Raw genomic sequence first — 11619 nt, forward strand, 5'->3', positions numbered from 1 at the left:
GGGTGCCGTTCGCGCCCACGCGGCGGAGCCGCATATGTCACCGCCCCGCGCCCCCGAAGGGAACGGGCCTGCGGCCCACCCTTCTTCCTGAAAAGCACGGGGCGCAGCCCCGGTCGCTTTTCAGGGGCGCGGGGAACTGCGCGAGAAACCACGACGCACCCGCACCCGCCGACAACAGGCGCACCCCCGAGCTATAAGGCGCCCGGCCCCGAAGCTCTAGGGTGGGGGTCCTCGTTGTGCGCAACGAGAGGCAACCGCAGCGGAAGGTCGGGAGCGTGGGTAAGAGAAGGCGTGTCGACGATCGGAAGTCGGCGAAACCGGCACGACCGGACTCGGCGCACACGGCGTCGCCCTCCGCGCCGACGCCGGTGCGGTCGGACCCGGCGAGGTCACCGGCGAGGTCACGGCGGCCCGCCGTCCTGGCCGGCGCGGCGGTCGTCGCGCTCGGCGGCAGCGCCTTCGCCGCGTACTCCGTGTTCGGCGGCGGCGCGTTCGCCGAGGACCGCTCGTCCGCCGGCGACGCCAAGCCCGTGAAGACCGGCCCCCTGTCCGCCGCCGAGGTCCGGACCGCCACGACCGCCTTCCTCACCGCCTGGCAGAAGGGCTCCGTCGCCAAGGCCGCCGCCGCCACGGACGACTCCGCGGCGGCGCGCACCGCGCTGACCGGCTTCGCCAAGGACGCCCACATCAAGGACGTCACCCTCACCCGCGGCAAGCACGCGGGCGACGACGTCGCCTTCTCGGTGAAGGGCACGGTGTCGTACAAGGGCACGGACAAGCCGCTGTCGTACACGTCGTCCCTGACCGTCGTGCGGGCCGAGAAGGACGGTGAACCGGTCGTCGACTGGCGGCCGTCCGTCGTCCACCCGGAGCTCGGCGAGGGCGACCGGCTGGTCACCGGTGAGGCGGGGACGCCCCCGGTGAAGGCCCTGGACCGGGACGGCGGCGAGCTGACGGCGAAGAAGTACCCGTCGCTGGGCACGGTCCTGGACGGGCTGCGGGAGAAGTTCGGCAAGAAGGCCGGCGGCAAGGCGGGCGTCGAACTGCGCGTGGTGCGCGCGAAGGCCGAGAAGGGCAAGAAGAAGAACGCCGACAAGACGCTGCTGGAGCTGAGCGAGGGCACGCCCGGCGAGGTGAGGACGACCCTCAGCCCGTCCCTCCAGGCCGCCGCCGAGCAGCAGGTGAACACCAGGAAGCGGGCGTCGGTGGTCGTGATGCGCCCGTCGACCGGCGAGATCCTGGCCGTCGCCAACTCGGGCCACGGCTTCAACGTGGCCTTCCAGGGCTCCCTCGCCCCCGGCTCCACCATGAAGATCGTGTCGTCCGCGCTCCTCATCGACAAGGGCCTGGCCTCGGCGAACAAGGTCCACCCCTGCCCGAAGTACTCGTCGTACGGCGGCTGGAAGTTCCAGAACGACGACAAGTTCAAGATCAACGGCGGGACGTTCAAGGCGAGCTTCGCCCGCTCCTGCAACACCGCTTTCATCTCGCAGGCGAAGAAGCTCGACGACAACTCGCTGACCCTGGAGGCCCAGCAGGTCTTCGGCCTCGGCATGAACAACTGGGCGATCGGCGTGCCGACCTTCGACGGCGCGGTGCCGGTGCAGAGCGCCGCGCCGATGGCCGCCTCCCTGATCGGGCAGGGCGGGGTGCGGATGAACCCGCTGAACATGGCGTCCGTGGTGTCGACGGCCAAGACGGGCGTCTTCAAGCAGCCCTACCTGGTCGCTCCGTCCGTCGACGGCCGCACCCTCGCGACCGCGTCCCGGCCCATGTCGGAGACCGTCCGCTCCCAGCTGCGCGAACTCCTGCAGTACACCGCCGCGGCGGGTACGGCGGCCGAGGCCATGGCGGGCCTCGGCCCCGACTTCGGCGCGAAGACCGGCTCGGCGGAGGTCGACGGCCAGAAGGAGCCCAACGGCTGGTTCACCGCGTGGAAGGGCGACCTGGCCTCCGCCGGCGTCGTCCAGGAGGGCGGCCACGGCAGCGAGTCCGCAGGCCCGATCGTGGCGGCGCTCCTCAAGGCGGGCAGCCGCTGATCCCGGCGGTTCAGGTCCCGGACGCGTCCGCCCGCTGCGCGGAACGGTCCTGGACCGCCATCTCCTCGTACCCGTCGGAGGAGGCCGCGAGACACCAGTCGAGCATCGACGGCCAGGGCCCGTAGCCCGAGTCGGGGTTGAGGTGGGCCTCGCCCGGCAGCACGTCGGCGGGCAGGCCCAGCGGTGCGGCGTACGCGGCGGCCGCGCCCTGCGGGCAGTACGGGTCGTTGTCGGTGCCGACGACCCGGGTGGACGCGGCGGCCGCCGCGACCCTCTCCGGCGTCAGCGGCGGCGGGGCGAACTCGGCGATCTCCGGGTTCTCCAGGGCGACCTCCGCGGACGGCGGCGCGACGAGGAGGACCCGCTCCACGGGCCCGGACAGGACGTCGTCGCGGGCCACGGCGTGCAGCCACAGCAGACAGGCGAGGCTGTGGCACACCACGGTGACCCGTCTGCCCGCCAACTCCCCCAGCAGCGCGTCCAGCTCCGCCAGCCACCGCTCCAGATCCGGGTCGTCCGCCTCCGGCAGTTGCGGGTACACCACTTCGTGCCCCAGGTCGGCGAGCCGGTCGGCCAGCCAGTACTGCCAGTGCCCGACCGGGCGGTGGTTCTGCCAGCCGTGCAGCACGAGGAAGGCGCGGGGGGTGTGGGTCGATGTCGGCGGAGTCTCTGTCATACCCCGATCGTCAGGGAACCCGATCACTCCGGTCCAGTGCCGTCTCTCTGTCCGGACCGGTTCTCGGGTGCGGGTAGGTGGGGGTCCTTCAGGGGCTCGAAGAACTGGAGCGCGTTCCTTCCGTGCCCGCACGTACGCTCCACACAGGGTTGTCGCCAACACAATCGCGGGGCAAACCGTAGTGATCTCAAAGGTCGTCGTCATCGACGACTTCAGGTTCGCGGCTGTAGGCGATGTCGAGAACGTAGCGTTCGGTGACGGGACAGCGGTTCCAGGCTTCGGCGAGTTCGCCTTCGGGGGAGTCGTCAGTGAACTGGTCGAGGGTGGTGTCGTAATAGTCGGCTGCTGCTTGGCGCCCCTGCCACCAGGCGTGGCCCTCGTACACACCGGGGCGGGGCAGAGTCACTTCGTCGGCGGGCCCGCGGTCCAGTTGGCCGACGACAAGAGTGCCCGTCTCGGATTCGAGGCTGATGTCGGTGTGGCCCTCGGCCTCGGCGGGCGGAGTGGGTTGGCTGTCCCAGATGCGGATGGTCACCTGGACCTTCATGTCCGGTTGCAGGCTGAGGAGGTACAGGTGATAGCCGTTGCCGGCCACCACCTGGGTCTCTGCGGCATCAAGGGCTGCTTCGTCGCCGACGTAAGCGTCCGCGTCATAGACCTCGATCACGCGTCGGCCGGGGGTGGCGGTGATGTTGTGTTCGGCGAGAAGAGCCACGGTTGGGGTGCCTTTCCGCTACTTGGTGATCTTCACGTAGAAGGGGTCGTTGTTCAGGACGCGGTTGAGGGTGTACATCGCGTTGAGACGCTCTCCGCCCTTTCGGTTGTCCGTACCGGTGATCAACCGGACAGAGAAGCGGTTGTCGCCCTTGGTGGACCCTTCCTTCGTGGAGGCGAAGGGGTACTCGTCACACTCCAGGCCGGTGCCGGTGTAGTTGCCCCAGACCTTCTTGCACTCGCTGATGGATTTTTCACGATTGTCGTCGACGGTCTTCTCGTCGACGACTCGGTGCAGGGGTTCCTTCGCTCCCGGAACGCTCTTTCCAACCCAGGAGGGGAAGGTGCGCTCGGGGCGGTTCAGAGCGTCGTAGATGTGCAGAGCGCTTTCGTTGACTGCCGGGTCCTTCTCGCTCATCACGAGTTCCACACGGGCCTTGGTGAAGACGGTGCCTTTGTGCTTGCCCGCGACTGGGCCGGCATAGTCGTAGCGGACGCTTGAGGTGTAGACGCTGCCACCGTCGGTGTAGGGGGCGGCGCTGGGGGAGCTGACGCTCAGGTCCATCGCGACGGTCGAGGAGACGCGTTGCTGGTTGCCGTCCTTGAACAAGGCGCCTTTGTCCGGGGACGTGTAGGTGAGGGTCCATTGGGGCCGGCTGTCCCACGCACCGAGCAACTCGTCGCGAGCCTCGGTCTGCGGCGCGGTCACCTTGGGGTCCGCATCGCTTTCGGATGCGTTGATGCTGTGGCGGAAGTGCTGGCCGAGCCTCCACTTCTTGGCATCCTCAGTGGGTATGGGATTAACCCATATGTTCTCGATGCTGGCTACGTAGTCGACGCGTCGGCTGCCGTCGTAGGCGAAACCGAGGACCCATTGGTCGAACTGGAGGCGGCCGAGTGTCGTCGTGCCCTTGACATCACGCAGGACAAGGTCGAAGGGACGCTTTTGGCAGCTTTCGAAGCGAGACTTGATCCAGCCGGTGGCGGTCTTGGCTCTGGCTGCTTGCTTGGCGCACTCCTCGCGTAGGTCCACTTCGTCGCCGGGCGCCCGGCCGGCGGCCGTCCGCGGCGCCACTGACTTCGATCCGTGGGATCGAGCGTATTCGGCATACGGGATCAGCTGGCCGAAGCTGCGCAGCTCATCGGGGGAAAGCGAGGCGGCGTCGACGAACACGGTGTTCTCGGGAGCCGGATCGTGAGTGGCCGGGTCAGCGTGACTGGCGGTTGTGGTGGCCGCGGTGAGTAGTGTCAGCGCCGCCGCGGTGGCGGTGGTGCGGGCGAGACGTACGAGTGCGGTGCCTGTGTTCACCAGTGGACTCCTTCTTGGCGTGAGGAAAGGCGGGACATCTGCGACATGCGCTGATCAGGGGGCATCGCAGAGGTCGCCCCAGCACGCCTCCAGCAGTGCGCCGGTGTGTGCGGAGTAGAGGGCGGTGAACCCGTCGAAGCGGCGGTCGGTGTGCTGCAGGCCGGAGGTGGAGCTGGTGGAAGACACCGTCCAGGTTGCTTCGACGCTGCCGTCTGCTGCGTTCGGGTGAGCCCCCAGCGCAGCGGACGCGGCGGGTGGCTCGACGGCGAGGGCGTCGCTGGGGACGTCGAATGAGGCTGCGGCCCGCGCCCGTACGTCGGCGGCCGACACGTCAGCGCCGGTTTCGGCGGCGCCGGATGGCTCACCGGACGGGAGAGCGGCGGCGTTGCAGACCCGTACTGTGACCACGCACTCCGACAGTCCGGGCACGGTCGCCAGACAGGTGTCGGGGTCGTTCTCCATGCAGGCTCGAAGAGCCTGCTGGTCCACGCCGTTGAATGTGGCGGGCAGACCGACCGCGCCGACGCCCGGACCGTGAGTCGAGGCAGCGGGTGCGGTGGCTGGTGAGGTCACGGTGGCGGTCTGCCGCCGTGGCTTGCTCGCGGCCCACTGGACGAAATTGCTGCTGTCCGTCAGCTTGGTGGTGAAGCAGTTCGGCGGCTTGTGACTCGTGCCGCACGCGGGGAGCGTCACTGACTTGGCCACATCGCCTGTCACCACCTGCTGCCACACTTTGTTCCCGGTCATGAACTGCATGCGGTTCGCGATCGAGGGGACGTCGATGTATTTCGGCCCCGTCACCTCAAGACCGACGTCGATGCGGTTGGTGCTGCCGCCGACAACCTTGAGCTGTTTGGTGGTGGAGCCGACCTTGTTGAAGTCGTAGAGCACGTCCCACTGGTTGCCGGAGTCCTGACGGACGGTCATGTAGGTGTGGTTGCGCTTGTCCGGCTTGGTCGGATTGACCCCGGCTTTGATGGCCGTCGTACGACCGCCGCCTGTGGTCATCTCGGACCAACGTGGCCCGTAGGTGTGGGTGGTCTTCCCCGTCTTCTCCGCGTACAGGCCGATCTCGATGTTGGGGGCCAGTGGACTGCTCGACGTGTTCGGGCTGACCCGCAGGTAGTTGGCCGCCTGTACAGTCGCCGACGCAGTGTCGGCCTGATCGAAGGCGATCGGTATGTTGCGCCAAGTGGCGAAGCCGCCGATCATCGGCTCACCCGGCTCGCTGCACGTCATCGCCCAGAACGTGATGCGGGCGCTGTAGAGGAGGCTGCATGCCTCTTTGGGTGCAGTTGCGCTTGCTGGCGGGGCGGCACCGAGAACGGTGAATGCGGTGAGTGCGGTGGCTCCGGCACACGCAGAGAACAAGGATCTCGCACGCGAAAACGACAAAGTTCCCCCATGAAACGATCAAAAATGGTCAGGAAGAACCTATAGCCATGCCGCCGTCAACACGACTGCTTATAGGGCAAGTTGGCTGAGTCACTCCACGTGACCAATCCACGCGCTTCGCCGACGGCATGCCCGGCGTGTCGGTACCTACGGGTGGCCGGAGGAAGCTCGGGTTCCCCCGCCGCCGACGGTCCACGCCGCCTCGCCCACCTGCGCCGGACGAGGGCGCCCTTATGGTCGGCGTAGCCGAAGGAGCCGAAGGAGCCGAAGGAGCCGAAGGAGCCGAAGGCAGCTTCCAGGCGCGGCTGATGCCGGGTGAGCACGTCGTGGAGGCGGTTGAGTAGCCGGACCTGGTCGGCGATCAAGTCGGAGCGGTGGGTGGTGGGCAGGGCTAGGCGCCCAGCCTGAACCAGCGTCGCGCTATCGTGCCGGCCATGCCCACCGACGCACAGAACCGCAACTCGTGACGCCGCTGGTCACCGCGGCGGTGCTGCTCGCCGCGGTCACCCACGCCAGTTGGAACGCGATAGCCCACAACATCACGGACAAGCTCGTCGGCTTCACCCTCATATCCGGCGGCGGCACTCTCATCGGCTTCGCCGCCGTACCGTTCGTGCCCCTGCCCGAGCCCGCCGCGTGGCCCTACCTCATCGCCTCGACGATCCTTCACCTCTTCTACTACGTGCTGCTGATGACGTCCTTCCGGCTGGGCGACTTCGGCCAGGCGTACCCCATCGCCCGCGGCTCCGCGCCCCTCGTCGTCACCGTTCTCGCCGCCGTCTTCGCCCACGAGGTGCCGGACGGCTGGGCCGCGGCCGGCATCCTGCTGAGCTGCGCAGGACTGACCGGGGTCGCCCTGTGGGGCCTGCGCGGGGCCCGGCCGCACTGGGCCGCGATCGGCGCGGCGCTCGCCACGGGCCTGTCGATCGCGGCATACACGGTCGTCGACGGCCTCGGCGTACGCGCCGCCGGGTCCCCCATGAGCTACATCGCCTGGCTGATGGCGCTGGAAGGGCTGGCCGTCCCCGCGTACGCGGTGTACCGCTGGCGCGGCGAGACGGTGGCGCTGCTGCGCCCGGTCGCCGCCGTGGGCCTGCTCGGCGCCGCGCTGTCCGTGGTGGCGTACGGCCTGGTCCTGTGGGCCCAGACGAAGGCGGAGCTGGCGCCGATCGCGGCGTTGCGTGAGTCGTCGATCATCGTGGGGGCGGCGATCGGTGCGGTGTTCTTCAAGGAGCGGTTCGGTGCTCCCCGCATCGTGGCGGCCGGGTTGCTGGTGGTCGGCATCGGGTTGATGCTGCGGGCCGGCTAGGGACCTCCGCGCGGGCCGCCCGGCGGTGGGCAGGGCCGCGGTACCGGGTTCGGCCGAACCTTGCGTCGACGGAATCATCCCAACGAGGCACCGAACTGGCCGGCCTCGGCCTCATCACCTGACAACTGCACCGTCCCCCAGTGGGAGATCGGCACCTTGGAGAAGGTCTCGCCTCTGGGGCGTCCTCGACAACCACCTCGAAGGTGCACGTTCCTGAACTCGGTGTCGAGTCTCCGAGCCGGCCGGTGGCAACAACAGTGCCAGCCGCGTCGTACACGGTGACTGCCGTGGCTTCGGTGATGCCGTCGTGCCCACCACTGCCCTCGCACCCGCCCAGGCCGTCGCCGACTGCGCCCTCGGCGAGTTCGAAGGTGCCGGTGATAGTGAAAGTGCTGGGCTCGGTCTCGGTAGCCGGCGTCTCGGTGCTGCTCGCGCTCGTCGGACTGCCGGCAGTCTCCCGGCCTTCGCTCAGGCCCCACACCGCGCCCACCGCCCCACCTCCGATGACGACACCCGCGAGATGGGCACTCACAGGCTGCCGGCTGCCAGCACAGCGGGGGCAGGCCTTGCTCATGGAGTGATGACCGGGCCCGCCGACGCCCGATGAGGCCGACTCGCACACCCCTGTGGGGTCTCGCCCTCGCACCAGGTAGGTAGCCGTATCGCTTCTGCCTCACTCGTTCGAGCGGTGAAAACGTCATCCTGCCCGATACGCTGACGCATGGGATCAAAATCGCGCCCATGGGAGCAGCCATGACCACCTCCGCCGCTGGGCAACCGCTCGTCCCGCAACCCCCCGCCACGGTTGCCGCGCTGCGGCAGGCCATCAGGCAGATCGCGCCTGCCGCGCTGCCAGCCTTCACCCGAGAGCTGGACCAGGCGGCCGACCAGTCCCGGCAAGGCTCCGATCTGGCGCCCCTCCAGCGGTTTGTGACCCAGTGGGCCGTCTACGTTCACATTCAGCGCCAGCCTGAGATGGCGGCAGAGTTCCGTCGCTGGGAAGACGCCGCCGAGTCGGGCGACGCGGCCCAGGCACGCCGGGCCGCCGGTGAGATCGGGCGAATCCTGGACGCGGCCCACGCGGCGATCGGTCTCCGGGCCCGGTGAACGCTGACTGGCGCTGGGAGTACGACCCCGATTACGACCACGTAGCGGGCGGAGTCCCCCGTCACGTAGTCGCGGAAGTGGAGCGTCTGGCCGACCAACTCGTCGACCTCGCCAGCGTCGGCATGGATGTCAGCGACCTCGGCAACGGCCCCCGGCCAGGCGGCCTGCGCCGTATGGACGCCGCCGACGGATGGTTCTACTTCCTGGTTGCACCCCGCGATCCGTTGATCATCATCGTCCGGATCATTCCGCCGTTCGACGCACTGTAGCCATCACTCTCGCGGCGACACACAACTGGCGAGAGCACTGCCTGGCGGGCAATACCTCAGCCCGTCTGCGACATGGCTGGCTTCACCCATGTCTACGCCGCCCCGACTGATCCCCTGGTCGACGCAGCGCACGAAGACCGTGTCGGGTTCGCGGCCTCGTTCTGTCAACAGTCAAGTCTTGCGCGGCAATGGCTCTTGGCGGAACTGGCCGTCCGGCTCGGCGTACACGCGAGGTCACCGCAGTCGTTTCAGTCGTCACCGCCCCGGCAAGCATCGTCAGGATGATGGAGTCAGCCGGCGTCGGCGTGGTTATCCCAATGAGGCGCCGAACTGGCCGGCCTCGGCCTCATCACCTGACAACTGCACCGTCCCCCTGTGAGAGATCTCCACCTTGTAAAAGTCCTCGCCCCTGGGGACATCCTCGACAACCACCTCGAACGCGCATGTTCCAGAGCTCAGCGTCGAGTCTCCGAGCCGGCCGGTGGCGACAACGGTGCCAGCCGCGTCGTACACGGTGACTGCCGTGCCTTCGGTGATGTCGTCGTAGCCACCACTGCCCTCGCACCCGCCCAGGCCGTCGCCGACTGCGCCCTCGGTGAGTTCGAAGGTGCCAGTGAGAGTGAAAGTGTTGGGCTCGGTCTCGGCAGCCGGCGTTTCGGTGCTGCTCGCACTCTTCGGGCTACTGGCAGCTTCCTGACCTTCGCTGAGGCCCCATACCGCGCCCACCGCACCACCCCCGATGACGACACCCGCGAGCCCAGCGAGTAGAAGAGGAAGGCGCCTGCGCGCGGGCGGCGTCGGCGATCCGAGCGGAGCACCTGGCGGTGGCGACGGGTACTCGGTGCTCATAACCGCCCCTCTGGGATGTACGTGCTTGACAACCCATCGTGTGGGCTGAACGGGCGACGTGCACCCTTTATGGCCATGTAGTAACCGTTCGTGTGCATTGATCTTTGACCGGGTCCAGGCAGGCGGTGTGGGCTCGCTCCCGGCCAGCCGCGGGGCTCAGCCACAGAGCACTCAAGTCAACTGACGCCGGACCCACCGGGGCCCGATCAACACAACGCCTCCGTGCAACAACGTCGACACCCCCGCGATGCCGCCATTGACGGCAGACCCTACGGCGCCCGCGCAGACGGACTCTGCGCCTCCGGCAAGGACGAGGCCAATCAAGGAGCGGTTCGGTGCTCCCCGCATCGTGGCGGCCGGGTTGCTGGTGGTCGGCATCGGGTTGATGCTGCGGGCCGGGTAGGGGCCTGACGGGGCGGGCGGGGGCCGCGGGGCCAAGGCTCGGCCCGGCCGTGCGTCGGCGGGCCCGGAGGAGCACTCTGGAAACAGCGGTTTCCGGAGGTGATCGTCATGATGCACACCGCTGTGGGATGGCACATCGAGCTGGAGTTCCAGGAGGACGAACAGAAGACGCGGGCGGCGGCGCTCGTACGGCTGCCCGACGGCAAAGAGGTCCGGGCCAACGGGTACGCGAGCCGCCACCACACCGACTCCAATCAGCCACGGGTCGGCGAGGAGATTGCGGGCGCGCGGGCCCTCAACGAGCTGGCCATGAAACTGCTCACCAAGGCGCACGACGAGATAGACGAGGCGTCGGGCAGGACGTCCCACCCGATAGCCCTCTGATCCGAGAGGTGATCTGTCCGCGTGCCCTGCTCCTCTGACGTGTCCGCGTGACGTGTCCGGGTGACCGGGCGGCTGCCCGCGGCCCCGCGCGGCCGTGGGTGGCCGTCCGCTGTGCCGGTGGGGCCGGCGGGCGGTCCGGCCGTGGACGGGGTGCCAAGCGACTGTGGACTGGGTGCGAACGACAGCGCGGGAAATGTCGCGCATGCTGGGATCGCCGCTCACGGAGGGCGGCCGTCCGGTTCACCGGAGCGCGCCAGGGCATTCTGCGGGGGAGTTCTGGGGCGTCTTCGCTGTCCGGGCGGCCGCGTCTTCGCTCCGCTGGGTTCGGCCGGGGCGCCTTATGGGTCGGGGGTGCCGGTTCGTTGGCGGCCGCCGGGTCCGTCGTGGCTTGTCGCGCGGTTCCCCGCGCCCCTGGGACGGCTTCGCGCGCCCTATGACGACAGCGCGGACCTCAGTGCCTTCACCAAGGACTGGGCCCTCGGGTCCGCTGTGACCGTTTTGCGGTAGCCGTTGGTGACGTAGGCGAAGGCCGTGGCCGTGTCCGGGTCGGCGAAGCCGAGGGGGCCGCCTCGGCCGGGGTGGCCGAAGGAGCCGGGGCCGAGGAGCGGGGACGCGGTGCCGTGCAGCATGTAGCCGAGGCCGAAGCGGGTGTTGATGACGAGGGTGCGGTCGGGGCCGGCCGACTCCTCCGCGCGGGCCGCCTCCATCGTGGCCGGGGCGAGCAGCCGTACACCGTCGACCTCGCCGATCAGCGCGGCGTAGAAGCGGGCCAGGGCGTCCGCCGTGGCGATGCCGTTGGTGGCGGGCAGCGCCGTCGCACGGTACGCGGGGTCGTTCTGGTCGGGGAACGGGGTGATCGCGGCGAAGGCGCGCCGGGTGAGGGACTCGGGGTCGTCGTAGGCCGCGGTGACGGACCGCTTCGCACGCACGCGCAGCCCCCCGGTGGGTTCGGGCGCCGACGGTAGCCGCCCGGCGCGGCCCACCCGGCCCTCGGCCGCCACCGAGTCGGGCAGACCGAGCCAGAGGCCGAGGCCGAGGGGCGCAGCGATCTCCGACGCGATCCACTCACCGGCGCCCCGGCCCGTCACGCGCCGGACCAACTCGTCGAGGAGCCAGCCGTACGTCAGCGGGTGGTAGCCGTGTGCGGTGCCGGGCTCCCAGGCGGG

At 69.1% G+C, this 11619-nt stretch carries 11 protein-coding genes; 5 read left to right on the top strand and 6 right to left on the bottom strand.

Annotated elements, in window-relative coordinates; translation table 11 throughout:
- Positions 1–419: 419 nt before the first annotated feature.
- Positions 420–2039 carry a penicillin-binding transpeptidase domain-containing protein gene (locus tag AOK23_RS14525; RefSeq protein WP_055713144.1) on the top strand — a complete coding sequence of 540 codons (1620 nt, stop codon included), beginning with the start codon at positions 420–422 and terminating at the stop codon, positions 2037–2039.
- 10 nt (positions 2040–2049) lie between these two features.
- Here the strand turns inward: AOK23_RS14525 and AOK23_RS14530 are convergent, their stop codons facing one another.
- From AOK23_RS14530 to AOK23_RS14545, 4 genes are all read right to left on the bottom strand, one after another.
- The gene (locus AOK23_RS14530; RefSeq protein WP_055713136.1) at positions 2050–2715 is read right to left on the bottom strand and encodes an RBBP9/YdeN family alpha/beta hydrolase; all 666 of its coding nucleotides are present in this window, start codon (positions 2713–2715) and stop codon (positions 2050–2052) included.
- A 187-nt stretch (positions 2716–2902) separates the two neighbouring features.
- Entirely contained in the window at positions 2903–3430 is a 528-nt protein-coding gene (locus tag AOK23_RS14535; RefSeq protein WP_055713137.1) for a hypothetical protein, read from the bottom strand.
- Positions 3431–3448: 18 nt separating this feature from the next.
- Entirely contained in the window at positions 3449–4738 is a 1290-nt protein-coding gene (locus AOK23_RS14540) for a NucA/NucB deoxyribonuclease domain-containing protein (protein ID WP_055713138.1), read from the bottom strand.
- 54 nt (positions 4739–4792) lie between these two features.
- Entirely contained in the window at positions 4793–5950 is a 1158-nt protein-coding gene (locus AOK23_RS14545) for a hypothetical protein (RefSeq protein ID WP_055713139.1), read from the bottom strand.
- A gap of 646 nt (positions 5951–6596) precedes the next feature.
- Between AOK23_RS14545 and AOK23_RS14550 the strand changes: the two genes are divergently transcribed.
- The 3 genes from AOK23_RS14550 to AOK23_RS14560 all read left to right on the top strand — a co-directional run bounded on the left by AOK23_RS14550 (position 6597) and on the right by AOK23_RS14560 (position 8818).
- Positions 6597–7442, top strand: a complete 846-nt coding sequence (locus AOK23_RS14550) for a DMT family transporter (protein ID WP_055713140.1) — start codon at positions 6597–6599, stop codon at positions 7440–7442.
- Between the two features lie 753 nt (positions 7443–8195).
- Positions 8196–8549 (top strand): DUF6247 family protein, encoded by a 354-nt coding sequence (locus tag AOK23_RS14555; protein ID WP_055713141.1) that lies wholly within the window; start codon positions 8196–8198, stop codon positions 8547–8549.
- A gap of 77 nt (positions 8550–8626) precedes the next feature.
- Entirely contained in the window at positions 8627–8818 is a 192-nt protein-coding gene (locus tag AOK23_RS14560) for a hypothetical protein (protein WP_338056467.1), read from the top strand.
- Positions 8819–9127: 309 nt separating this feature from the next.
- On the opposite strand, the gene AOK23_RS14565 is transcribed toward AOK23_RS14560, so the two are convergent.
- A complete protein-coding gene (locus tag AOK23_RS14565; protein ID WP_055713143.1) occupies positions 9128–9544 on the bottom strand; it encodes a hypothetical protein in 417 nt (138 codons plus the stop codon).
- A 633-nt stretch (positions 9545–10177) separates the two neighbouring features.
- On the opposite strand from AOK23_RS14565, the gene AOK23_RS14570 reads away from it, so the two are divergent.
- Positions 10178–10453 carry a DUF1876 domain-containing protein gene (locus AOK23_RS14570; protein ID WP_055521112.1) on the top strand — a complete coding sequence of 92 codons (276 nt, stop codon included), beginning with the start codon at positions 10178–10180 and terminating at the stop codon, positions 10451–10453.
- A 431-nt stretch (positions 10454–10884) separates the two neighbouring features.
- Here the strand turns inward: AOK23_RS14570 and AOK23_RS14575 are convergent.
- Positions 10885–11619, bottom strand: a 735-nt coding sequence (locus tag AOK23_RS14575) for a serine hydrolase domain-containing protein (RefSeq protein ID WP_157878036.1), incomplete at its 5' end; no start/stop codon positions are given.

Source organism: Streptomyces torulosus (assembly GCF_001419765.1).
In the GTDB taxonomy this organism is placed as follows: domain Bacteria; phylum Actinomycetota; class Actinomycetes; order Streptomycetales; family Streptomycetaceae; genus Streptomyces; species Streptomyces torulosus.